This is a genomic window from Novosphingobium barchaimii LL02 (assembly GCF_001046635.1).
GTDB lineage: Bacteria > Pseudomonadota > Alphaproteobacteria > Sphingomonadales > Sphingomonadaceae > Novosphingobium > Novosphingobium barchaimii.
This window is the reverse complement of the sequence record NZ_KQ130452.1, coordinates 310,626-333,783: the sequence shown is the minus strand read 5'-3', so window position 1 is coordinate 333,783 and position 23,158 is coordinate 310,626. Positions and strand designations below refer to the sequence as shown.

Here is a 23,158-nt window from a genome sequence, read left to right as displayed (position 1 = left end):
TTCGTTTTCGCAAACCGAATTTGCGGGTCAGCTCTTTCGCGGCGTACCCGCTTCGCGGGCGAGACGGTCCTGACGGTCAATCGCGCTCTCGGTGGTCACGAAGCTGTCAGGCTTCACGCCCAGCCAGATCAGGATCGGCGCGGCCATGTAGATTGAGCTGTAGGTGCCGACGAAGATGCCCAGCACGATCGCGGCGGTGAAGCCGAAGATCACGTCAGGGCCCAGCAGCAGCAACGCCAGCAGGGTAATCAGCATCGACAGCGACGTCACGATGGTACGTGCCAAAGTCTCGTTGACCGAAAGGTCGAGCAGCTCGGGCATCGGCATCTTGCGATACTTCTTCAGGTTTTCGCGGATGCGGTCGTAGACGACGATCGTGTCGTTGAGTGAGTAACCGATCAACGTCAGCAGAGCGGCGACGATGTTGAGGTCGAACTCCATCTGCGTCAGCGCGAATAATCCCAGCGTTAGCGTCACGTCATGGACGAGGCTGAACAGGGCGCCAACGCCGAACTGCCATTCAAAGCGCACCCAGATGTAGATCGCCACCGCGATCGCAGCCAAGCCAAGCGCGAGCATGGCGCTGCGCCCGAGTTCGCCAGAAACCTTGCCGGATACGGAATCGACACTGCCGATCTTGGCCCCGGGGTGGTTCTTAACGATGTCGGTCTTGATGGTGCTCGCCATCGCATTGGCGAGTTTGGGGTTCTTGTCCGCGCCCGCCGGCAGCTTCATGCGGATCGAGATCTCGTTCGCCTGGCCGAAGCGCTGGATGATCGGCTCACCGTAACCCAGCTTGTCGACTTCCTCGCGCAGCTGCGCCACCGGCGCATCGGCACTGCCTTCGAACGTGACGCGGATCACCTGACCGCCGACGAAATCGACGCCCAGGTTCAGGCCCTTGGTGGCGACAAGCCCGATGGACGCCACGATCAGCAGCAGGCTGACGACGTAGAAAGGCACCCGCCACTTCAGGAAGTGAATGTTGGTGTTGTCGGGAATGAGCTTGAGGAGCTTCATATGTCCTCTCCCCTTACAGGTTCAGGTCTGCGGGCCGCGCCTTGCGCAACCAGCCGGCGACCCACATGCGGGTCAGCGTGACGGCGGTAAAGACCGAAGTCGCGATGCCGATCAGCAGGACGATGGCGAACCCGCGCACCGGACCCGTACCGAAATAGGCCATCAGGACGGCGGCGATGACGTTGGTGATGTTGGCATCGAAGATCGCGCGGCTGGCTTCCTTGTAGCCCATCTCCACTGCCTGCACGACGCGCCGGCCTCGGTGACGTTCCTCGCGGATACGCTCGTTGATCAGCACGTTGGCGTCCACCGCGGCGCCGATCGTCAGCACGAAGCCGGCGATGCCAGGCAGCGTCAGCGTGGTGCCGAACACGGCCATGACACCAAGGATCATCAGCAGGTTCACGACCAGCGCGACATTGGCATAGATGCCAAAGCGGCCGTAGGTGACGAGAATGAAGATCATCAGAAGGCCGGTGCCGACGGCCATGGCGACGACGCCCTTGTTGATCGAATCCGCGCCGAGGTCGGGACCGACTGTGCGTTCCTCGACCACGGTCAGGTCGACCGGCAGTGCGCCAGATCGCAGCGCGATGGCGAGCTGCGTGGCCGACTGGACGTTGAAGCTGCCCGAAATCTGCGCGCTGCCGCCCAGGATCGGTTCGTTGATGCTGGGCGCGGAAAGCACCTTTCCGTCGAGGATGATGGCGAAGCGCTTGTTGACGTTCTCGGTCGTCAGCCGGGCGAACTTCTCACCGCCCTGCTGGTTGAAGGTGATCGACACAACGGCTTGGTTGGTCTTGGATTCGAAGGACTGCTTGGCATCGGTAAGTTCGTCACCCTTGATGCCGCCAAGGCGCTTCACCGCGATGAGCGGAGCCTGTCCGCCCGCTGCGCCGGCGTCGGCATAAGGCACGATCTCGTCGCCCGGAGGAACGATGCCCTGCGCCAGATCGCTGGGCACGGCGGTCTCGTCGACCAGCTTGAATTCGAGCTTTGCAGTTTGACCAAGCAGCGCCTTCAGCGCAGCAGGGTCCTGCAGACCGGGGACCTGAACGTCGATGCGGGTGCCGCCAAGGCGCCGGATATCGGGCTCCTTGGTGCCCAGAGCGTCGATACGCTTGCGTACGACGTCGACGGCGGTCTCCATCGCATTGCTTACCGCAAGGTCGATGCCTTCGGTGGTGGGGGCGAGGACGAACTGGTTGCCGTTGACGACCTGAATGTCCCAGTCGCGCTGGCCGGAAAGGCCCGCGCCGGTGGTCAGGGGAAGGATGGCTTCACGCGCCGCGTCGACCTGCGCGCTGTCGCGCACCGTGAAGGACAGGCGTCCTCCCCGGCTCGACACGTCGCCGATGGCGATGCGCGGCTCGGCGGTACGCAGCTTGGTGCGCACCGAATCCTCCATGCCCTCCAGTCGCTGCTGGACCACCTGGTCGCGGTTCGCCTCGAGCAGGAGGCGCGAGCCGCCCGCAAGGTCGAGGCCCATGTTGATCTTGGGATGCGGGATGGCTTCGGGCCAGCGGATGTTGGTGACGGACAGTAAGGTCGGCAGCGCCAGCGCGCACAGGACCAGCGTCAGCCCCCAGTACCAGACCTTCTTCCAGGTGGAAAATTCAAGCATTGCCTATCGCTTCTCTCCAAAGGGACGCGGGCGTTGCCGCGTCCTGGAATTGCGGCCGGATCAGTCGTTCGCGGGCTTGGAGCCGGCCGGCGGGATCAAGTCGACGATCGTCGACTTGAGCGCCTTGACCTTCACACCCTGCGCCAGTTCAATCTCGGCGTAGTTATCGTCGACCTTGACGATCTTGCCGACGAAACCGCCGCCGGTCAGCACTTCATCGCCCTTCTTGAGCGAGGAAAGCTTATTCTTGTGCTCCTTCTGCTGCTTCATCTGCGGGCGCAGGATGAGGAACCAGAAGATCAGCGCCATGGCTACGAACGGCATGTACGTAATCCAGGCCGGCGGCGCACCGGCGGGTGCGGCGGCGGCAAGCTGAGCGAGGATCGAGGTCTGCATGGAAATGATGGGCCTTCTTTGTTTCGTGCCGGCTTCGCGGCGCGCCTGTGAGCGAATCGCACGCCAGCCGGCCGTGCATCCCGTCGGAAAAAATCCCGGACCGGACGCAACCGGATGCGCGCGGGTAGCAATAAAGCGCACCGCTGGCAACGCGCGCGCACCGCGCTTCCCCCGCTGACAGGCATGCAGATAGGCCGTGGCGCGGTACGTTCAAGCGCCCCGCAGGCGCGGTGAAAAACTCCGGTCTGATAACAGGAGGCTCCGAAGCACCAGGAAAAAGCGGCGCCGGCAAATTCCTGGCAAGAGGCGCTTGCGTATCCGAAAGGACCTGCCTATAGGCCGCGCTCCGGTCGGGACGTAGCGCAGCCTGGTAGCGCATCACACTGGGGGTGTGGGGGTCGGAGGTTCGAATCCTCTCGTCCCGACCAAGAAAAACCGCCGTTTCCTGCTTCGTGCGGGAGACGGCGTTTTCGTATCAGCAACTGGCGACGCGGCAAACTATGCGCGGCGTCCTGCGCCGTTTGAACGGGTGAGCAAGCCGATGGCCCCAGAAAATCCAGGTTCCACGAACGAGCGCAATGCCGCAATATACATTGCCGTTATCGATGGCGCCACCTTCGGCGAGCTTGCTGAGCGGTATGGCATCAGCAGGGTTCGTGTCCAAAAGACGTACGCCCGCGAACGCACGAACGCCTGGGAAGCGCGCAAGCGCGGAGATACCAGTTACCTGGGGCGCCCCATACCGGCTGATGTCTGATTGCTCCTGAATAGCCTCTGATACGCACGGCAGCATCAGCGGCCAGAAACCGTTTTCCTACACGAACCGATATGGTTATTTTGTGGCGAGTTATCCAAAAAGGACTCGCTCATGGCTTTGCTCGATTCGCTGCTCGGCCCCATCACCCGCATTATCGACAAGGTCGTCCCCGACCCTGAAGCGCGCGACCGCGCCAAGCTGGAACTGCTCAAGCTGGAGAGTTCGCAGGAACTGGAAATGTTGCAGGCCAGCCTCTCGGCCATCGTCGCCGAGGCCAACTCCGCTGATCCCTGGACCAGCCGCGCACGGCCGAGTTTTCTCTACGTCATCTATGTCATGATTCTCTGGGCATTGCCGATGGGTATGATCGGTGCACTCAGCCCCGGCACCGCCCGCGCTATTGGCGAAAGCATGAGCGCCTACCTTAACGGCATTCCAGAGCCGCTCTATGCCTTGTTCGGAACCGGCTACCTCGGGTATTCGGCGATGCGGCAGTGGGGCAAGACCCGCGGGTCCGACCGCTAAGCAAACGCTAACCATCGCGTGTTAAAGGCAAGGACCAATCCCACCCGCACCACCCAGGAGCGTTCGAGTGTTTCGCATGACCGCGCGGCTTGCCGCTCTTTGCCTCCCCGTTGCCCTCGCAGCCTGCGGTTCCTCACGCGAGGACGAACTGGAAAAGCAGCTCGCTCAGGCCCAGGCCACGGCAGCGGAAGAATCCGCCGCCCTTAAGGCCAAGCAAGAGGCGTCCGCCGCGCGCCTGAAGGACAACGACCAGTCGCTCGCCGCCTTCTACGCGGGCGATGGCGGCTCCGAGGACAGCGCACCGGACGAGGACCTGGGCGGTCCCGCCCCCGAAGCGCCCGAGGCGGCGCCTGCCCCCGCGGCAGACATGCCGCCGGGCCCGCCCCTGCCCAACCCGCAATGACAGCGGCGGCCCGGCCTGAGGCGACTTGCGCCCGCCGGTCGCCCCGCTAAAGCTCGGCGCCTGACGATCACGGGAATTTCCAAGCGATGGCGAATAAGCTGGTCTATGTGCTCAACGGCCCCAACCTCAATCGGCTGGGCAAACGCGAACCCGAAATCTACGGTTCGCAGACGCTGGACGATATCGGCGCGATGCTGGCCGCGCGGGGTGAGGCGCTCGGCATGACCATCGACATGCGCCAGTCCAACCACGAAGGCGCGCTGGTCGACTGGCTCCATGAAGCGCAGGACGGCGGCGCCCACGCGGTGCTACTCAACGCCGGCGCCTATACCCATACCTCAATCGCGCTGCTGGATGCGATCCGTTCGATCAAGGTGCCGGTCATTGAGGTCCACCTCTCGAACCCGCACACGCGCGAGGAATTTCGCCACAAGTCCTGGGTCGGCATGGGTGCAAAGGGCACCGTCGCCGGTTTTGGTGCGCAGAGCTATATAGTGGCCTTGGAAGCCGCGGCAGGGTTCTGAGGCGGCGCGCAGCCGACCACTTCACCATCGTTTCCACGCACGGAGACGATACGGTGAACCGGAGTGGCGGCGTATCCGCCGCCTTTCGGCAGGGCCGCCTGATCCACCAGCGCCACGAAACATATCCGCTGGCGCACGAGGCTCAGCAAAGCACGGCGCACCTGCTCCGAATTGGCATCGTCAGCCAAGCGCGCCGTCAGGAAACTAACGACGGGAGCGGTATCGACGGGTGCCGAACTGCGTACTCTCGAAGACAAATCCTGGACGGCGGCAGCGCCGACCGTCCAGCCATCGCGAACCGGGTCGAACAAAGGCGCGGACGCTGCGGCGGCGGCATCGACGTTCACCGTCAGGCCGCCGGTACTGCCCAGCTCGAACACAGGAGTCTGCGGTTCCGGCGCGCGCAGGAAGAACCACCAGGCATTCGCCGCCAGCAATGCGGCGACAACCGCAACCAGCACCGACCGCCGCGAGGATTTCGTCATGGCCGCCACTTGTTCAGCCTAGCGGCACGCCCGGAATATTCTTCGCGGTACGGATCGTCAGCGAGGTTTTCACGCTATCCACGTTGGGCGCTGGCGTGAGCTTGCTGGTGAGGAATTCCTGGAAGCTCTGCAGGTCGCGGCTGACGATCTTCAGTATAAAGTCGATCTCGCCGTTCAGCATGTGGCACTCGCGCACTTCGGGCAGACCCTTCATATGGTCCTCGAAGGCGCGCAGCGATTCCTCGGCCTGGCTCTTGAGGCTGACAAGTGCGAAGACGGTGATCGTGAAGCCCAGCTTCGACGCATCAAGATCGGCGTGATAGCCTTGAATCACGCCCGCTTCCTCAAGGCTACGCACGCGGCGCAGGCACGGCGGCGCTGTCAGCCCCACGCGCTGGGCCAGCTCGACATTCGTGATCCGACCTTCGGCCTGCAGCTCGGCAAGCAGGCGGCGATCGATTTCATCGAGATTGATCATTCGAATTTTCCCCGGCGGAGTGCTTTGGCATCACCGCGTTGCAACTTACACATCGAAAAGGCCAGTGCGCCGTAATATTATTATGCCATAGCGTAATCGTCCCGCTTTGCAACGCCTGCTATGCTGTGCCGAACTGGCCTCTTCCTCTCCCCCACGGGTTTGCTAGGAGGGTCTCCCCCTGTTGTTTTCCTTATAGTAAACATAGAGGCCCATAAGGACTGGTCTGCCATGACGGCAGCACCGCCGGAGACTGAATGCATTTCGACGATCGCCTTGCCACGGTTCTGCGCCTGCCGCCCTCTGGGGATGGCTTGGCGCGTATCCAGTTCAGGCAGCTCGTCGATATTCTCGGCCGGGCCCCGAACGCCCGTGAACCCAGCGAAACCGTGGATGCGGGCTTCACGCGGCTACAGGAGCTGGGCCGCCAGATCCCGACCGCAGACCGTGCCCGCCTGCTGCGCGCACCGCTTCAGGCGATGACCAACCCGCGCCTGCTGGCATGGTTGGCTCAGGCTGAACCCGACGTCGCCTGCGCTGCGATTCGCGCCGCTCGGCTGGATGATGAGGACTGGCTGGCACTGATCCCCGCCCTGCCCGTGCGCGCGCGCGGTATCTTGCGTCACCGCCGAGACCTGCCGCCTCGCGTCGAGGCGCTGCTGGAACGGCTGGGCGTGGGCGACCGTGCTCTGCCGCCCGCCACTTACGAAGATGACGCTGTAGCTACAGCCGCCGTACCGGACTTCGTTTCAGCCCCCGACCTCGAGTTCGAGCCTGACCCCGAAGCGCCGCTTCCTGAAGAACCTCGCGCATCCTTCAATGCCCCGACCGGCAATATCGCCGTCGATCAGGACATGTCGGACGACGTGCTGGAGCTGCTGGGCATGGACACCGCGCCGCCCGCGCCCACCTCGCTCAGCGACTGGGCCAAGGCCCGCGCGGCCCAGCAGCACAAGGACCTGCAGCTAAAAGCCGCCAATGCGGACCATTCAGGCGATGGCCGGTCCGGCGGGGCAAATTCCGGTGAGGCCGGGATCGGCGCCATCGTCCGGCGCATCGAGGAATTCCGCAAGGCCCGCGCGATGCAGGGCGCCGTGGGTGCAAGCGCCAATGCCGACGCTAACGCACCGCGCCTGCCGCTGGGCGATACCGCGCCCATCACCGTGCGGCTGGCGCTGGCGATCGATTTTACCACGGACGTGCACGGGCGGATCGCCTGGGCGGACGGCCCCTATGCGTCCTCGGTAATCGGCCTCAGCTTGCCCGCCGCGCAGGACGGGGGTGCAAATACGCAGGATCTTGCCGTCGCCATGCGCCAGCGCCTGCCGCTGCGCGCGGTGCGCATTGCAGTAGCAGGTGCCCCGGCGGTCAGCGGCACTTGGCAGGTCGATGCCATCGCCCGGTTCGAGGGCGGTGGTTTCATTGGCTATTGCGGCCGCCTGCGCCGCCCTTCCCCGCCTATGGCTCCGCCCTCGGCGCCCGCCGCGGACACCGCCGAAGCCGACCGCATGCGCGAAGTGCTGCACGAACTGCGTACGCCTGCGAATGCCATTCAGGTTGCCGCCGAGATCATCCAGCAGCAGCTCTACGGCCCCGCCCCGCACGAATACCGCGCGCTGGCCGCCGCCATCGCAGGAGACTGCGCCCATATTCTCGCCGGTTTCGAGGAGTTGGACCGGCTGGTGAAGCTGGAAACCGGCGCACTGCCGCTAGACGAGGGTGAGTGCGACCTTGCCCGCGTCCTTGCCCAGACAGTGGTGCGGCTGCGCACCTGGACCGAACCGCGCGGCAGCAGCTTCGCGCTCGCCTCCGACCCGTCCGCCGCCAGCCTGCCCGTGCGGGTCGCCCGCGCCGAAGTGGAACGGCTGATCTGGCGTCTGTTCGCCGCGCTGGCCAGTTCCACCGCGCCGGGCGAAGCACTCGAACTGGGCTGGTCTTCCGGCGCGGGCATGGCGTGCATAACGGTCGCTTTGCCGTCCGTATTGGCCGCGCGCGATCCCGATACGCTGTTCGAGGCGGTCGCCGGGGAGCGCGGGCAATCGCTTGCCACCGGCATGTTCGGGATCGGCTTCACCTTGCGTCTCGCCGTGGCAGAAGCTGCTGCGGCCGGGGGTATGCTACAGCGCATCGACAATGCGTTGCACCTGTCCTTGCCTGCCTTGACCACTGTAAATGCGGACAATAGCACTTCGGCAACCTTTTCGCCCTAAAGCACTACCAGACCCTGTCAGCCTGACGGATGCGACCCGCAGAGGGGAAAGTTTTTTGCCGGGACCCAATCTCCTGGAGCCGCCAGGCCAGAATGCCTTTGCCTCGTTCGGCAAGGACTTCGGGCAGCGCTTCATCGTAACCGTCGACACCGAAGAGGAGTTCGACTGGTCGGCTCCGCTTGACCGTGAAAAACACAGCGTCGTCACCGTGCCGGCTCTGCGCAAGTTCCAGCAGTTCTGTGAAGGCTTTGGGGTCGTGCCCTCGTACCTGATCGACTGGCCGGTCGCCTGCTCCTCCTTCGCACCCGAGGCGATCGGTGATGCAGTGACGCGCGGGACCGCGGAAGTCGGAGTGCAGTTGCACCCGTGGGTTAGCCCGCCCTTCGTCGAGGAGGTGAACGAATTCAACAGCTTCGCGGGCAACCTGCCCTTCGAACTGGAACGCGAAAAACTCCATACACTGCGCGACCGGATCGAGAGCGCTTTCGGTGTTCCCCCGCAGATCTACCGCGCCGGCCGGTATGGCCTGGGCCCACGCACGGCCGAAATCCTGCGCGAATGCGGAATCGCCATCGACACCTCGGTGCGCGCGCGCTGGGACTACAGTTCTGCCGGCGGCCCCAACTACCGCCAACATCCGCTCCGCCCCTACTGGACCGATGCCGAGCAAAGCCTGCTCGAACTGCCGCTGACGACGGTCTACTGGGGACCGCTGCGCCAGGTCGGCAATGTGATCTACCCTCACCTCTGGCGTGCGCCGCAGGTGCGCGGCGTGCTTGCCCGAGTGGGCCTGCTCGAACGCATCCCGCTGACGCCCGAGGGGATTACGACAGAAGAAGCCCTGCGCGGCGTCGATATCGCCATCGACGAAGGCCTGCCTGTGCTGGTGTTTTCATTCCACAGCCCCTCGCTGGCACCGGGCCATACCCCTTACGTGCGCAACGAGGCGGACCTCGACGCGCTTTACGACTGGTGGCGCGCTCTGTTCACGCACCTTGAAAAGCGCGGTGTGAAACCGACCAGCGTGGCCGATATCATGGCATCGGTGAAATCGGGCTGAGGCCGGAAACCGCCTGGGACCTGATCCGCAACGGTAAGTTCGATCAGGCCATTGCCAGGATCATGTTGCGGACCTGCGGATAGACCTCGCGCTCCCACTTGGAGCCCGAGAACACGCCGTAGTGGCCCACGCCCGGTTGCAGGTGGTGCCGCTTCAGATGCGGGCGCAGGCTGGTGCACAGGAGATGCGCCGCCGCCGTCTGCCCCACGGCGCAGATATCGTCGCGCTCACCTTCGACGGTGAGCAGCGCGGTCTTGCGGATTGCCGAACAATCCACCTTGCGGTCCCTGTGCGTCAGTTCTCCTTTGGCAAGGAGTGCCTGCTGGAACACCTTGTCGATCGTTTCGAGATAGAATTCGGACGTGAGGTCGAGCACGGCCAGGTACTCGTCGTAGAAGTGCTCGATCTTGTCGACCTCGGCCTGCTCACGATCGGCGATGTGCTGGTAGAGCTTGCGGAACTGGGCGTAGTGGCGTCCCGAATTCATCGACATGAAGGCGGAAAGTTGAATGAAACCGGGGTAAACCTTGCGGCCCCCGCCTTTGTAGCGCCACGGCACGGTGTGGATGAGGTTTTTCTCGAACCATTCGAACGTCTGCGCATTGGCAAGATCGTTCACTACCGTGGGCGATTCGCGCACGTCGACCGGGCCGCCCAGCAGCGACATCGTGCGCGGCTGACACGGGTCGTCGTCCTGCGCCATCAAAGCAACGGCAGCCAACACCGGAACACAGGGCTGGCACACCGCCAGCACATGCGCGCCGCGCTTCTCGGCCGGGTCGCCCAGTTCCTGAAGGAAGCGAATCACGTAGTCGATATAGTCGTCCAGACCGAATTCCCCGGCGGAAAGCGGCACGTCACGCGCGTTCTTCCAGTCGGTTATATAGACGTCATGGTCGCGCAGCAGCGTTTCCACCGTACCCCGCAGCAACGTGGCGAAATGGCCTGACAGCGGGGCGACGACGAGAACCTTGGGCTGAGGTACGCTGACTTCGGGCTTGGCGAAATGCAGCATGTCGCCAAACGGCAGCGAAAGCGCCACTTCTTCAACAACCTGGGTCATGGTGTTGCCCGAAAGGACCTGGCCGATCGCGTAAGGTGGGCGGGCATGGGTGACGGCCGCTTTCTCGAACGTCTCGGCCAGCGCGAAGAGGCGCCGCGCGAAGGGCATTTTTTCGGCCCTGCCCAGGAACTTGTCGCGAATGCCGGTTGCCGTGCGTGCGGCGAAGCGGGCCGGTGCCAGCGTGTCGCAATATGCCTGGTAGGCCTGATAGAGCATATGCAGCATTCTCCGCGATCCCGCTGCAACCGCCGCGATTCGAACAGACGGCTGCAATCGGCTCTGGATTCATGCTGCGCTGCATCATAGGCTGATGCAAGCGAAAGTGCCCCGCATTAAACCAGGAGTGAGGCCCATGACCCAAGCCAGCGAAATTCGCGCGACGCTGACGATCTCCAGCAAGACCTACTCCGCATGGTCGCTTCGCGGGTGGCTGCTGTGCCGTCTTGCCGGGCTGGACGTAGTGGAGAAAACCGTCGTCAACGATGCGGCCAACCGCGCCGAACTGCTACTGCTTTCGCCTTCTGTCCTGGTTCCCCGACTCACTTGCAAGGGCGCCAGCGTGTGGGACACTCTGGCCATCGCCGAATTCCTCAACGAACAGTTTCCCTACGCCGGAATGCTCCCCGCCGATCCAATCGCGCGGGCACACTGCCGATCGATCTCGGGCGAGATTCATTCCGGCTTCACCAACTTGCGTTCAGCCCTGCCAATGAACCTCAAGGTGCGGCACGAGAAATTCCCGGTCTTCTCCGGCGCACGCCCCGATATCGAGCGAATCGAGGCAATTTGGATCGATTGTCTGCAGACCTTCGGCGGTCCGTTCCTGTTCGGCGCGCAGCCGACCGTCGCCGACGCCATGTACGCCCCTGTAACTACTCGATTCGTGACGTATGCAGTCGCCCTGCCCCCGGAATGCTCGGCCTATTGCCGCACGATCGCCGAATGGGCCCCAATGCGCGAATGGGTGGAGGCGGCAAAAGCCGAGCCGGAGGAAATGGAGGAACTCGACGTGGAGTTCTGATTGATCTGTGGGTTAGGCAGATGAGGCCGGCTGCCTGCTCGATTCCTCCCCGTCTGCGGAGAGGCGATTCTATTCCGGGAATTATGCTCCAGGAAAGGTTCCCGGCGCCATTTGCTGCCGTTCGACTTATCGCCGCAATCCGCGGAAGCTGGCGAAAATTGGTCGGGGAGACAGGATTCGAACCTGCGACATCTTGCTCCCAAAGCAAGCGCGCTACCGGGCTGCGCCACTCCCCGACCGGGGGTATCGATGAAATTCACCCGCCAAGGCGCAGGTGACTGGCATTGGTGGGCCCGGCAGGATTCGAACCCGCGACCTAGCCGTTATGAGCGGCCAGCTCTAACCGCTGAGCTACAGGCCCGCCGTGCCGTTACCGGCCCATCGAGGAAGCCGGTCCGATGCCCGTTAGCGGGGGATCCGCCATCAGGCAAGCGGGGTTCTGGCAACTTTGTGCATTTCTCTGTGGGCGCAGGAGCAACCGATGCCGCTCCTGCGCCCCCCGGATCAATAGCCGGCTTTGGCCAGCCAGGCATCCACTTCACTCATGCGGGTTTCCTGCACCTTGATCCGGTCCTGGATCTTGGCCACCGCTTCATCGACCGGACGGCGTGCTCCCGCCGGCAGGCGGGCCTGTGCGTAGGCTTTCAGCTTTTCGACCATCGCCGGGTCGGCGCTGCCCTGCGCCAGCTTGGCGACGTAGCGGGTCGCGCCCGAACTATCGACGCGGGCCATGACCGCATCGTAATTGGCCGCAACGAAGTCGAACGCCTTGTCGGGGTTGCCGGCCGCGACGGAGGTGATGATCACCGGGCTGGTGGTCACACTCGGCTCATCGGTCAGCGAAAGCGCCAGCGCCTTGTCGGCCAGCGCCGGATCGCGCGCCATGCCGAGCTGCGAGTAGAGCGTGGTCTTGACCTGCGCCGAAGTCTCCGCCTTCGCCAGTTCGTGCAGGGCGTCCCAAGTCTGTGCATCGGCATTCTTGGCCACCACGGACAGGATCGCCACGCGCAGCGAGGGATCGATCGCGCTTTCGTCGGTCTTCGATGCTGCGAAGCGGCGGCGCGCTTCGGCCAGCACGCTGGGCTCGCCAAGGTCGCCCAGCGTCTCGATCAGGGCGGCGCGCAGGTCGCCCTCGGTCACCGGCTCGTTGGCGCGCGGGGTCCAGCCCAGGCGCTGCATTACCGGCAACAGCCGCGCGGAGGCGAAGCGCGACAGCGCGGCCTCGCGCTTCTCGTTGCCGCGCGCATAGTCGGCGAGGCCCGCGATCACATTGGCCGCTCGCTCCATCACCTGCGGCGAGGCGTCTGCGGGCAAGCCCTTCACCACGTCGAGCATGTTCGCCATCGGCTGGTTGCCGGCATAGCCCAGCGCCGCCGCATCGTTGAGGATGCCCAGCTGGTCGACCGGCTGCACCTTGGCGATCGACTTCGCCAGTCCCGCGAAGGTCTTGGCGTCATAGAGCACGCGGTAATAGCCCGACTGTCCGGCATTCACGACCACCGGGCCGCAGCCCGCCACCGTAAGCGCGCCCTTGCCCTGCAGCAAAGTCTCGGCAGACGCGCCGTCCAGACCGGCAGCGCGCACCGGCACGCGCCAGTTCAGCGGCTGTTTGCCCGGCCGGTCACGGGTAAACTCGCCCTGCTCAAGAGTCAGGCTGGTCTGTCCGGCGGCGCATGATGCGGTCACCTTAACCAGCGGTATGCCCGGCTGCAGTGTAAAGTCGTGGGCGATCTGCGCGATGGGCTTGCCTGATGCCTTTTCCATCTCCGCCCACAGGTCGTCGGTGACCGTGTTCGAATTCTTGTAGCGCTTCATGTAGGCTTGGACGCCCGTGCGCCACTGGTCGGAACCCGCATAAGCCTCCAGCATCCGAATCACCGCCTCGCCCTTGGAGTAGGTGATCGAATCGAAAGCCTGGCTGGCTTCTTCCACCGTCTTGATCGGTGTAATGATCGGGTGCGTGGTGACATAGCCGTCCTGCGCCATAGCCAGTTCGCGCGATCCCACGCCGGTCAGCTCGGGCTTCCATTCGGGATGGAACTGCGCGGTTGCCCGGCTTTCCATCCAAGAGGCGAAGCCTTCGTTCAGCCACAGGTCGTCCCACCAGGACATCGTCACGAGATCGCCGAACCACTGGTGCGCCATCTCATGCGCGACGACGGTGAAAATTCGCTCGCGCAGGGAATTCGACGCGATCTTGGGATCGAGCAGCATCGCGTTCTCGAAGTAAAAGATGCCGCCCCAGTTCTCCATCGCGCTGAAGAACTGGCTGCGGCCCGGCGCCGCGATGTGGTCGAGCTTGGGCAGCGGATACTTCTCGCCGAAGTACTCGTTCATCCATGGCAGCAGCGCCGCAGACTGCTCCAGCGCGTAGTCTGCCTGGGCAAGGTCGCCGCGCTTGGTCAGCACACCCACTTCGGTGCCGGCAGCCTGCACGGTCTTGCGCTCAAAATCGCCGAGGCCGAGGAACAGGAGGTAGGTCGACATCTTGGGGCTGGTGCCGAATGTGACCAGCGTTCGGCCTTTGCCTGCGCTCTTGCGGCTTTCCACCGGCAGGTTGGCAACGGCCATCTCGCCCTCGGGCACTACGGCCTTGAGGCTGAAGGTCGCCTTGTAGAACGGCTCGTCCCAAGAAGGCATAAAGCGGCGCGCGTCCGAGTTCTCGAACTGGGTGAACAGCGCGCGCTTGGCGCTGCCGTCCGCCGCCTTGTAGTCCAGCGCGAAGAGACCGAAAGCCTGCGTGTTGATCTTGCCCGTGTAGTCGATCGACAGGACGTAGTTGCCCGGCGCCACGGGCTTGGCGAACGTGAAAGTCGCGGTCTGCGCTTCCTTGTCTATGGTGACGGTGGGCGGGCCCATGCGCTTGCCCGCTGCGGTCGCCAGCGCTGCTTTGGCGATGGCGAGATCTGCGGCCTGCAGCGTGATCGTGCGGGTTTCCTCCAGCACGTCGACCGTGATCGCGGCGTTGCCGGCGAAGGTCAGAGCCTGCGCATCAGGGGTTACGGTAACGTCGTAATGGCTGGGGCGAACGCTGCGCGGAAGCTGCGTGGTCACCGTCTCGGCGGTGGCACCCTTTGAGGTGGACGACTGGGCAAGAGCTGGTAGCGGCATGGCGGCACCTGCAAGAAGCGCCAACACGGCGCAGCGAACATTGATTTTCATGGGCGACTCGTTTTCCTGGGGGATGGACTAGCTAACGTCCGATCTCCCGCACGCAACAAATTTACCCTTGTGCGCAACTTTGCACGCAAGACTTTGTTCCCACGCAGACGCCGTTGCCGCCTCGCTGGACTTGCATTCCCGTGAGAATCCGGTAAGGGCCCGCCTTCCCCCCAGTCACAAGACCGCCGGGAAACCCAACGAAAGCCGGAGGGGCCCCGCAATCCCGCGGGTAGCCAGCGATCGGTTAGACAGAGATAAGGAAGTTGCCGTGGCTCTATATGAGCACGTTTTCCTGGCACGCCAGGATCTCAGCCAGGCGCAGGTCGATGCACTTGCCGCCGCCGCCACCGAGATCGTCGAGACCAACCAGGGCAAGGTCATCAAGTCCGAGACCTGGGGCCTGAAGAATCTCGCGTACAAGATCAAGCGCAACCGCAAAGCGCACTTCGTGATGCTGAACATCGAAGCCAACGGCGCCACCGTCGCCGAGCTCGAGCGTCAGACTTCGATCAACGAAGACGTGATCCGCTATGTGACCATCCGCGTGGAAGAGCACGAGGAAGGCCCTTCGGTCATGATGCGCAAGACCGACCGCGAGCGTACGCGCCGCCGCGAACGCGAAGGGAACTGACACCATGGCACGTGCATTTTTCCGTCGCCGCAAGTCCTGCCCGTTCTCGGGCAAGAACGCGCCGAAGATCGACTACAAGGACGTACGTCTGCTGCAGGGCTTCATGTCCGAGCGTGGCAAGATCGTCCCCAGCCGCATCACGGCGGTTTCCGCCAAGAAGCAGCGTGAGCTGAGCCAGGCGATCAAGCGCGCCCGGCACATCGGCCTCCTGCCCTTCATCGTCAAGTAAGGAGGGTCTGACCCATGGATATCATCCTCCTCGAGCGCGTCGAGAAGCTCGGCGCCATCGGTGACGTCGTTTCGGTCAAGGACGGTTACGCTCGTAACTACCTGCTGCCGAACAAGAAGGCTCTTCGCGCCAACGAGCGCAACAAGAAGGTCTTCGAGGCCAACCGCGCCAAGATCGAGTCCGACAACGCCGAGCGCCGCACGGCTGCCCAGGCCGATTCGGGCAACGTCGACGGCAAGCAGATCATCCTGATCCGCGCTTCGTCGAACTCGGGCCAGCTTTACGGTTCGGTTTCGGTGCGTGACATCGTCGACGGCCTGAAGGCCGAAGGCGCGAACGTCGCCAAGCACATGATCGTGCTGGAACGCCCGATCAAGACCCTCGGCGTCTTCGACGTCAAGGTCAGCCTGCACCCCGAAGTTGCCGTCAACATCAAGGTCAACGTCGCCCGCTCGGCCGACGAAGCCGAATTGCAGACGCAGGGTGTGGACGTGATGGCCGCGATGTTCGAACAGGACGTCTCGGGCTTTACGGAAGCCTACGATCCGAACGCCGAACCCGGCGAAATCGCGATCGAGGAAGAAGCCGAAGAGGGCGAAGCTCAGGCCTGAGCTTTCCCCGCGGCTTTTGCCTAAGGAACAAAAAGCCCTCGCTCCCTTATGGAGCGAGGGCTTTTTCCTATCTATCGGGGAGCTTCATGTTCGACGCCATCAACTCCGCCCACTACCGCGCCGACGCTACCTTGCGCGCTGCCATGATGGCGCTCAACAACGCCCATGCCATAGAGCTTTCCTTCGCCGACGAAGCCCGAATCGGCATGTTGGTGGACGAAGCGTTCCTGGCCGCGCGGATCGGCATGATCGACGCGATGCTTATCGCCTTCGCGCAGGGCGCCGCTTATGACAGCGATAACTATCGTTGGTTCGAGGCCCGCTACGCCAGCTTCGTCTATATCGACCGCGTCGTGACTGCACCGCAGGCGCGCGGCCGCGGCCTTGCCCGCCAGCTTTACGCCCACCTCTTCGCGGCCGCCCGCGCGGCCGGATACGAACGCATCGTCTGCGAGGTCAATTCCGACCCGCCCAACCCGGCTTCCGAAGCCTTCCACCGCAGCCTGGGCTTCGCGCCTGTGGGAGAAGCGCTGCTCGGCAACGGCAAGACCGTGACGTATCTGGCGCTGGCGCTTTAGCCGTGCCGCCGGGGGCTTCGACAGGCTCAGCCTGAGCGGGGTTCATAAGAAATGTGGTTTGAACTCCTCTCAGGCTGAGCCTGTCGAAGCCCCCGGCGCAAAGCCCCCAACCCGTCACACCCCTGCCCCGAAGGCCCCCTATTGCGCCGAAACGAAGATTGCGTAATAGATGGCCATGCAGATGATGAAAGAAACCATCGCGGAATTGGTCCGCGTATACGAAGCCGCTGTATCCACTCTCAAGGCCGATATTACCGCCTTTGTCGAGCACGGCACTCTCCCCCCAGCCGACCGCCGCGAGAAGCGCCTCTGGACTTATCCGGAGCTGCGCATCACCTATCGCGGCACCGAACGCGCCGCCAGCGCCTCGCGCGCCTTTGGTCGCCTCGAAGTGCCCGGCACTTACGCCACTACGGTCACCCGGCCACACCTCTTCGCAGACTATCTCTCCGACCAACTTGGCCGGATCGAGGCCGAGTACGAGGTGGAATTCACGGTCAGCGCATCGGGGCAGGAAATCCCCTTCCCCTACGTCCTTGAAGGCGTCCCCGTCGGCGCAGTGACGCCGCAGGAGCTGGCGGCACACTTCCCCAGCACCGACCTTGCCATGATCGGCGACGAGATCGCCGATGGCATCCACATCTTCGGAGAGGACGAACCCCAGCCCCTCGCCCTGTTCGATGGCCTGCGCACGGACTTCAGCCTTGCCCGGCTGGCGCACTACACCGGTACCAGCCCGGACCATTGCCAACGCTTCATACTGTTCACCAACTACCACCGCTACGTCGATGAGTTCGTGGACTGGGCAGGCAAGCAGGTGGGCTCGAACGGCTATGTCGCGCTCTCCGGCGCCGGCGGTCTCTACATCGACGCGCCGGTCGACAACGCCCGCGCGCGCCTGTCCGACACCGCATGGCGCCGCCACCAGATGCCCGCCTACCATCTCATCCGAGAGGACCGCTCGGGCGTCACCCTGGTCAACATCGGCGTCGGCCCGTCCAACGCCAAGACCATCACTGACCACCTCGCGGTCCTGCGTCCCGAGGCATGGCTGATGATCGGCCATTGCGGCGGCCTGCGCGAAAGCCAGCGCATTGGCGACTATGTGCTCGCCCATGCCTATCTTCGCGACGACCATGTCCTCGACCCGGTTCTGCCGCCGGAAATCCCGCTGCCTGCCATCGCCGAAGTGCAGATGGCACTGGCGCAAGCAGCCGAAATGGTCAGCGGCGGCGGCGTGAACCTGAAGAAGCGGATGCGCACCGGCACCATCGTCACCACCGACGATCGTAACTGGGAACTGCGTTACACCGATTCCGCCAAGCGCTTCTCGCTGAGCCGCGCCATCGGCATCGACATGGAAAGCGCCACGATCAGCGCCCAGGGCTACCGCTTCCGCGTCCCCTACGGCACGCTGCTCTGCGTTTCCGACAAGCCGCTCCACGGCGAACTGAAACTGCCGGGCCAGGCGAATCGCTTCTACGAAGAAGCCATCGCCAGCCACCTCAAAATCGGGCTGATCACCTGCGATCTGCTGCGCGAACAGGGCGACCGTCTGCACTCGCGCAAGCTGCGGGCGTTCAACGAGCCGCCGTTCCGGTAAGGGGTTCAGGCTACTAAGGGGAAAACCTGGGGCCGTTGCCCCAGACCCCTGTACTGTCGTCGTAGTGCGTGCAGCAACCTTGCGCACGCCTTGCCGCCGCAGCCTATATGACTCCCGGAGATAAGCGGGCGCAAAACGAGGCTGCATGCGTACCCTCAACATTGAAGGAGGTCTGGGGCAATGGTCCCAGGTCTTCCTCTTCCCCTCCTGCAACATTGTGAAATCGTCAGCCGAAACGGGCTCGATAGTCTCGCGGTCATGCACCAGTCCACCTCGTCCAAAACGCACATCAATCGCCTGATCGCATCCGCTTTCCGGGTTCGTCTCGTCAGCGACGTTCCCGAGCGCATGGCCCGGTCGCGTATTCCCTACCGTCCCAATGCCCGGCGGCGGAACCGCATCGCTACCATCAGGGGCAGCGGGATGCTGTTTATCCATGTGCCCAAGAACGCCGGTACCTCGGTGTCGGAACAGCTTTATGGCCAACAGATCAAGCACGAGACGGTGCGGTATTACGCCATGGTCGCGCCTGATGTGCTCGACCTGCCCAGCTTCGCCATCGTGCGCGATCCGGTCGCGCGGTTTCTTTCAGCCTTTGCCTATGCCAGCAATGGCGGCACCCGCGACCGGCGCGTCGCCCGGCCGTTCAACGCGCGGTATCAGGCGTTCGAGGGCATAGACGACGCCATCGACCATCTCGCCTGCGCACGCAGCCCGTTCAACATCGACCACATCTTCCGCCCGCAAAGCTGGTATCTCACCGACTCCGAGGGCGCCTGCCGTATCGACCGGCTGGTTCCCTACGAAGCGCTGGACCGGCTTGGCCAAATCGTGGGACTGCCGGCGCTGGACGACCTGCCCCGCCTCAACGGCCGCACCGGCACTGCGCCGCCAACGCTCAGTCCGAGCCAGTACGCCTTCGTGAAGGACTTCTACGCTGCGGACTTCGCGTTGTGGCGCAATGCCTGTTTGACTACCAGCCGGATTTCTCGCCCTTGTTCTGCTCGTCGAGCCACTTCTTGAGCGGTGCGAAGTATTCCAGCATCGGCTTGGCGCTCATCTGCGGCGAACCGGTGAACACCTTCAGCGCCTCGGGCCAGGGCTTGGACTGACCCATTGCCAGCATCGTGTTCAGCTTCGCGCCGACCTGCTTGTTGCCGTAGAAGCTGCAGCGGTGCAGCGGGCCCTTCCAGCCAGCCTGTTTGCACGCCGCTTGGTAGAACTGGAACTGCAGGATGCGCGCCAGGAAATAGCGCGTGTAAGGCGTGTTGCCGGGGATGTGGTACTTGGCGCCCGCATCGAAGGCATCGTCGGGCCGCGCCGAGGGCGGGGTGATACCCTGATATTCGAGGCGCATCTTCGTCCACGCCTTGTTGTAATCGGCGGGCTTGATGGTTCCGTCGAAAATACCCCAGCGGTAACGGTCGAGCAGCAGGCCGAATGGCAGAAATGCCACCTTGTCCATCGCCTGGCGCAGCAGCAGGCCGGTGTCCTTGTCGGCGCTGGGCACTTTAGTCTTATCGAGCAGCCCGATTTGCACGAGGTACTGCGGGGTGATCGACAGCGCCACGAAATCGCCGATCGCCTCATGGAAGCCGTCGTTGGCGCCGTTGAGGTAGAGGAACGGCTGCTTGTTGTAGGCGCGCTGGTAGTAGTTGTGGCCCAGTTCGTGGTGGATCGTGGTGAAGTCTTCCGCGTTCACCTTGGTGCACATCTTGATGCGGATGTCGTCCTTGTTGTCGACGTCCCAGGCCGAGGCGTGGCAGATCACCTCGCGGTCGGCGGGCTTCACGATCATCGAACGGGTCCAGAACGTATCGGGCAGCGGATCGAAGCCGAGCGACGAGTAAAAGCCCTCGCCCGCCTTCACCATGTCCACCGGCGTCTTCTTCTGCGCTTTCAGCAGGTCGCCCACGTCGTAGCCAAGGTCACCGGCCCCGGCCGGTGCAACCTGCGGGTAAATGCTGCCCCACTCCTGCGCCCACATATTGCCCAGCAGGTCGGCGCGGATCGGGCCAGTGCGCGGCTGCACGGCGTCGCCGTACTTCTCGTTCAGCTTGCGGCGCACGTAAGTGTGCAGCGCGAGGTAGAGCGGCTTGGTCTCCTTCCACAAGCGCTGCGTTTCGGCGGCGAACTGCTCGGGCGTCATGTCGTAGCCCGAACGCCACATCGCGCCAACGTCGGCATAGCCAAGCTCGCGCGCGCCTTCGTTGGCGATGCCGACCATCTTGACGTAGTCGCCCTTCATCGGCTTGCCGACGTTGTCGTGCCAGCTGGTCCACATTTCTGCCAGCTGCGCGGGCGTGCGCTCCGCGTTGCCCATCTGCTCCTCGATGTCGGAGCCGTTGATCGGCTTGCCGTCCAGCGTTCCCTTGCCTTTGCCATAGGTGGAGGTCATGCGCGTGGTGATCTCGCTGAGCTGGGCCGCCGCGCCCTGGGTGGTCGGCGCGGGCAGGACGATGCCCTGGCGCAGGATGCCCAGCTTGCGCGACACGTCGGCATCCAGCCCGGAAACCTTCGCGAACTTCGCCGCCTCGACCGCGTACTTCACCTGCTTTTCGGTCAGGTCACCATTCGACTTTGCGGCCAGCGCGTCGGTGTCTTCGGTGATGTTGGTATAGTTGACCCAGTTGGTGCGATTGTTGTCGAGAGAGAAGTCGGACAGGTCCTTCTCCGCATCGGCTACGAACCTGGCGGCGCCCTCGGCGGTCAGCGGATAGGCGGGCGCTGCCTGCGCCGCCCCTTGAGCAAGCGCCGGCACGGCGGCGAACGACAGGCTGGCGGCAAGCGCTGCCAGCGCGGTGGAAGCGAACTTCATGGGGGAACCTCTCTGACCTTTTGAATGGGCCGGAGACTAGCCTGCAATGGCCGCAGATCAACATGGGCGAGCGGATTTCCCCGGCCGTGACCGAAGCCGCAAGGCAGCGCCGGTTCACATGCTGTCCGCTGTTCTAGCGTTACCCTAATCGTGGGCCAGGCGAACTCAGGCCAGGAACTCCGCGATTGCGCGCCCCATGTCCTTGAAAGTCACCGACGACATGTGGTTGCCGGGCGTCTCGGCATAGCTCCCGTGCGGCAGCGCCGCGGCCAGTTCCTGCGCTGAACCGTTGTCGTGGTCCTCGGCGCCGCACACGCATAGCGTCGGCATCGTCACCTGCGTGATGGCATCGGCCGAAGTATCGTCCACGGAGCCCAGCAGCAGCCGCGCGGCAACCCGGTCGATCTTCATCGTCTTCATGAAAGCCTGCGCGACGAACGCCTTGTCACCCCGCTCGATGGTGCCGAAACGGTCGATGGCGTCCACGAAATGCGCGCTGCGCCGCGCCCAGCCGGAGAGGCCGGTAAGGCCCATGCCGCCCAGCACCAGCTTGCGCGGCGCAAGGCCCGCCAGAACGCCCCGTACCGCCGTGCGCGAACCCAACGAGAAGCCGCCGAGATCATAATCGCGCAAGGACAGCGCGGTGACCACGGCTTGCAGGTCCTGCACCAGCACGTCGGCTGGATAAGCAGCCGGATCGTGCGGCCCGTCGCTCTGTGCATGCGCTCGCAGGTCCGGCATGAAGACTTCGAACCCGGCATCGGAAAGGATGCGAGCACTGCCGAACTTGATCCAGTTCACCTCGGCGCTGGAAAACAGTCCGTGGAGCAGCAGCAGCGGCCGCCCGCCGGCGTCTCCCAGCGAATGAACCGCCAACTTCGCGCCGCCGAAACCTTCGACGAACTCGGTCTTCACATCAGTCACTGGCAAACTCGCTCAAAATCAGGGTGGTCAATCGGGCAGCTTCAGCCCTGCCGCCTGCCATCGTTTCACCACGTTGGGATTTTCCGCGCTGGCGGTGCCCGGCAAGTGCCGCACGTCCGCCCAGGCGGTCAACATGCTTTCGATCGCGTAGTTCTGGCTGGGGCGAAAAGGCGAAGGATCGTCGAAGCTGCCCACGGTCAGATCCAGATTGCCGCCCTCCAGGAACGCGAACCCCAGGGGCGTACCGCAATGAGAGCAGAACGGGCGATGCGCGATCGGCGAGGACTGGTACCAGTCCGGCTCGGTGTGCCATGTCACTTTGTCATGCGGCGCATTGGCAAAGGCGATGGACACGCCGCCGGTCGCCTTGCGGCACATTTTGCAGTGACACAAGTACGCCTTTTCCGGTTCCACTTGCGCTGTATAACGGATGCGGCCGCACTGGCAGCCGCCCGTCATGCTCTGGATCATGCCTGCGCTTCCGCCGGGATCGGTCGGAGGTCTCCCAGAATGTGCTGCATGAATTCGCCCTTGCCCAGCGGCGAGCCCTTCATCCGCAGGACCGCATAGGCGATGCTGAGGTGGAAGTAGAGGTTCGGCAGGATCCAGTCGTCAAGATAGCGCTGCGCCGTCAGATCGACGTAAACGCCCATCTGCGCGATCGTGATGCGCTTTTCCGCCGGCGCCGCGATCTCCTCAGCGGCGGCGGCGTTGACCTTGGCAAGCGTATCGGCAAGCACGCCGCGCGCCGCGCTCCATCCGGTGATAGAACCGACCACATTGGGCTGCTCCTCGCCATGGCACCAGTCCAGGAACTGCTGCGCCTGCGTGCAGACCGCAGAAACCTGCCATGACAGCGGGTGCATGTCCTCGGCCAGACGCGCGGCGGCCAGATCGTCGAGGTTCGCTCCGTCCGCCGCTTCGGACTTGTCCAGAATACCGGACAGGGTCGTGAGCCGGCTAGCGAGCAATTCCAGCGCCTTCTTCGTTTCAACTGCGTCCACGCAAACCTCCCATGAATCCTGAGAGGCTTAGGTGC

The 23,158-nt window shown here is 63.8% G+C and carries 23 protein-coding genes and 3 tRNA genes; 13 read left to right on the top strand and 13 right to left on the bottom strand.

Annotation, left to right across the window (positions count from 1 at the left end):
- Positions 1-27 precede the first annotated feature (27 nt).
- From secF to yajC, 3 genes are read right to left on the bottom strand one after another with little or no spacing between them, the layout of a single operon-like run.
- Positions 28-1,020, bottom strand: a complete 993-nt coding sequence (gene secF, locus V474_RS01645; RefSeq protein WP_059149819.1) for a protein translocase subunit SecF — start codon at positions 1,018-1,020, stop codon at positions 28-30.
- Positions 1,021-1,033: 13 nt separating this feature from the next.
- Positions 1,034-2,644 carry a protein translocase subunit SecD gene (gene secD, locus V474_RS01640; protein WP_059149818.1) on the bottom strand — a complete coding sequence of 537 codons (1,611 nt, stop codon included), beginning with the start codon at positions 2,642-2,644 and terminating at the stop codon, positions 1,034-1,036.
- Between the two features lie 60 nt (positions 2,645-2,704).
- On the bottom strand, positions 2,705-3,040 hold the full coding sequence (gene yajC, locus V474_RS01635; RefSeq protein WP_059149817.1) for a preprotein translocase subunit YajC: 336 nt from the start codon (positions 3,038-3,040) through the stop codon (positions 2,705-2,707).
- Between the two features lie 351 nt (positions 3,041-3,391).
- Between yajC and V474_RS01630 the strand changes: the two genes are divergently transcribed.
- From V474_RS01630 to aroQ, 4 genes are all read left to right on the top strand, one after another.
- A tRNA-Pro gene (locus tag V474_RS01630) sits at positions 3,392-3,468 on the top strand.
- Positions 3,469-3,908: 440 nt separating this feature from the next.
- Complete coding sequence (locus V474_RS01620) at positions 3,909-4,322, top strand: holin family protein (protein WP_059149816.1); 414 nt, start codon at positions 3,909-3,911, stop codon at positions 4,320-4,322.
- A gap of 67 nt (positions 4,323-4,389) precedes the next feature.
- A complete protein-coding gene (locus V474_RS01615) occupies positions 4,390-4,725 on the top strand; it encodes a hypothetical protein (protein WP_407938308.1) in 336 nt (111 codons plus the stop codon).
- Positions 4,726-4,811: 86 nt separating this feature from the next.
- Complete coding sequence (gene aroQ / locus V474_RS01610) at positions 4,812-5,249, top strand: type II 3-dehydroquinate dehydratase (RefSeq protein ID WP_059149814.1); 438 nt, start codon at positions 4,812-4,814, stop codon at positions 5,247-5,249.
- On the opposite strand, the gene V474_RS01605 is transcribed toward aroQ, so the two are convergent.
- Positions 5,213-5,734 (bottom strand): hypothetical protein, encoded by a 522-nt coding sequence (locus V474_RS01605; RefSeq protein WP_059149813.1) that lies wholly within the window; start codon positions 5,732-5,734, stop codon positions 5,213-5,215. The two genes, aroQ and V474_RS01605, sit on opposite strands and share 37 nt — an antisense overlap.
- Before the next feature lie 13 nt (positions 5,735-5,747).
- Positions 5,748-6,212 carry an Lrp/AsnC family transcriptional regulator gene (locus V474_RS01600; protein ID WP_043975394.1) on the bottom strand — a complete coding sequence of 155 codons (465 nt, stop codon included), beginning with the start codon at positions 6,210-6,212 and terminating at the stop codon, positions 5,748-5,750.
- A gap of 254 nt (positions 6,213-6,466) precedes the next feature.
- Here V474_RS01600 and V474_RS01595 point away from each other — a divergent pair, with 254 nt between their 5' ends.
- Both V474_RS01595 and V474_RS01590 read left to right on the top strand, forming a co-directional pair.
- Complete coding sequence (locus tag V474_RS01595) at positions 6,467-8,419, top strand: sensor histidine kinase (protein WP_059149812.1); 1,953 nt, start codon at positions 6,467-6,469, stop codon at positions 8,417-8,419.
- 55 nt (positions 8,420-8,474) lie between these two features.
- Entirely contained in the window at positions 8,475-9,479 is a 1,005-nt protein-coding gene (locus V474_RS01590; RefSeq protein WP_059149811.1) for a polysaccharide deacetylase family protein, read from the top strand.
- Between the two features lie 43 nt (positions 9,480-9,522).
- Here V474_RS01590 and V474_RS01585 read toward each other — a convergent pair whose 3' ends face one another.
- Entirely contained in the window at positions 9,523-10,758 is a 1,236-nt protein-coding gene (locus V474_RS01585) for a polyhydroxyalkanoate depolymerase (protein WP_059149810.1), read from the bottom strand.
- A 136-nt stretch (positions 10,759-10,894) separates the two neighbouring features.
- On the opposite strand from V474_RS01585, the gene V474_RS01580 reads away from it, so the two are divergent.
- The gene (locus tag V474_RS01580) at positions 10,895-11,563 is read left to right on the top strand and encodes a glutathione S-transferase (protein WP_059149809.1); all 669 of its coding nucleotides are present in this window, start codon (positions 10,895-10,897) and stop codon (positions 11,561-11,563) included.
- 159 nt (positions 11,564-11,722) lie between these two features.
- Here V474_RS01580 and V474_RS01575 read toward each other — a convergent pair.
- The 3 genes from V474_RS01575 to V474_RS01565 all read right to left on the bottom strand — a co-directional run bounded on the left by V474_RS01575 (position 11,723) and on the right by V474_RS01565 (position 14,725).
- A tRNA-Pro gene (locus tag V474_RS01575) sits at positions 11,723-11,799 on the bottom strand.
- 49 nt (positions 11,800-11,848) lie between these two features.
- Positions 11,849-11,924 (bottom strand) — tRNA-Ile (locus V474_RS01570).
- Between the two features lie 143 nt (positions 11,925-12,067).
- Complete coding sequence (locus V474_RS01565; RefSeq protein WP_059149808.1) at positions 12,068-14,725, bottom strand: M1 family metallopeptidase; 2,658 nt, start codon at positions 14,723-14,725, stop codon at positions 12,068-12,070.
- A gap of 268 nt (positions 14,726-14,993) precedes the next feature.
- Between V474_RS01565 and rpsF the strand changes: the two genes are divergently transcribed.
- The 6 genes from rpsF (at position 14,994) to V474_RS01535 (ending at position 19,400) form a co-directional block, all read left to right on the top strand.
- Positions 14,994-15,356, top strand: coding sequence for a 30S ribosomal protein S6 (rpsF, locus tag V474_RS01560; protein WP_059149807.1), 363 nt, complete (start codon positions 14,994-14,996; stop codon positions 15,354-15,356).
- 4 nt (positions 15,357-15,360) lie between these two features.
- Positions 15,361-15,585 carry a 30S ribosomal protein S18 gene (rpsR, locus tag V474_RS01555; RefSeq protein WP_039284546.1) on the top strand — a complete coding sequence of 75 codons (225 nt, stop codon included), beginning with the start codon at positions 15,361-15,363 and terminating at the stop codon, positions 15,583-15,585.
- Between the two features lie 14 nt (positions 15,586-15,599).
- Complete coding sequence (gene rplI / locus V474_RS01550) at positions 15,600-16,196, top strand: 50S ribosomal protein L9 (protein ID WP_043975401.1); 597 nt, start codon at positions 15,600-15,602, stop codon at positions 16,194-16,196.
- A gap of 86 nt (positions 16,197-16,282) precedes the next feature.
- Positions 16,283-16,774, top strand: coding sequence for a GNAT family N-acetyltransferase (locus V474_RS01545; protein ID WP_059149806.1), 492 nt, complete (start codon positions 16,283-16,285; stop codon positions 16,772-16,774).
- Between the two features lie 175 nt (positions 16,775-16,949).
- Complete coding sequence (locus tag V474_RS01540; RefSeq protein WP_059150722.1) at positions 16,950-18,377, top strand: AMP nucleosidase; 1,428 nt, start codon at positions 16,950-16,952, stop codon at positions 18,375-18,377.
- Positions 18,378-18,635: 258 nt separating this feature from the next.
- On the top strand, positions 18,636-19,400 hold the full coding sequence (locus V474_RS01535; RefSeq protein WP_059149805.1) for a sulfotransferase family 2 domain-containing protein: 765 nt from the start codon (positions 18,636-18,638) through the stop codon (positions 19,398-19,400).
- On the opposite strand, the gene V474_RS01530 is transcribed toward V474_RS01535, so the two are convergent.
- The 4 genes from V474_RS01530 to V474_RS01515 all read right to left on the bottom strand — a co-directional run bounded on the left by V474_RS01530 (position 19,351) and on the right by V474_RS01515 (position 23,123).
- Positions 19,351-21,195: a M2 family metallopeptidase gene (locus V474_RS01530; RefSeq protein ID WP_059149804.1), complete on the bottom strand. Its 1,845-nt coding sequence runs from the start codon at positions 21,193-21,195 to the stop codon at positions 19,351-19,353. The genes V474_RS01535 and V474_RS01530 overlap by 50 nt on opposite strands.
- Before the next feature lie 165 nt (positions 21,196-21,360).
- Positions 21,361-22,119, bottom strand: coding sequence for an alpha/beta fold hydrolase (locus tag V474_RS01525; RefSeq protein WP_059149803.1), 759 nt, complete (start codon positions 22,117-22,119; stop codon positions 21,361-21,363).
- A gap of 27 nt (positions 22,120-22,146) precedes the next feature.
- Positions 22,147-22,590: a GFA family protein gene (locus tag V474_RS01520; RefSeq protein WP_059149802.1), complete on the bottom strand. Its 444-nt coding sequence runs from the start codon at positions 22,588-22,590 to the stop codon at positions 22,147-22,149.
- Positions 22,587-23,123: a DUF1993 family protein gene (locus V474_RS01515; protein WP_059149801.1), complete on the bottom strand. Its 537-nt coding sequence runs from the start codon at positions 23,121-23,123 to the stop codon at positions 22,587-22,589. The genes V474_RS01520 and V474_RS01515 overlap by 4 nt, the downstream gene beginning before the upstream one ends.
- Positions 23,124-23,158: the final 35 nt, after the last annotated feature.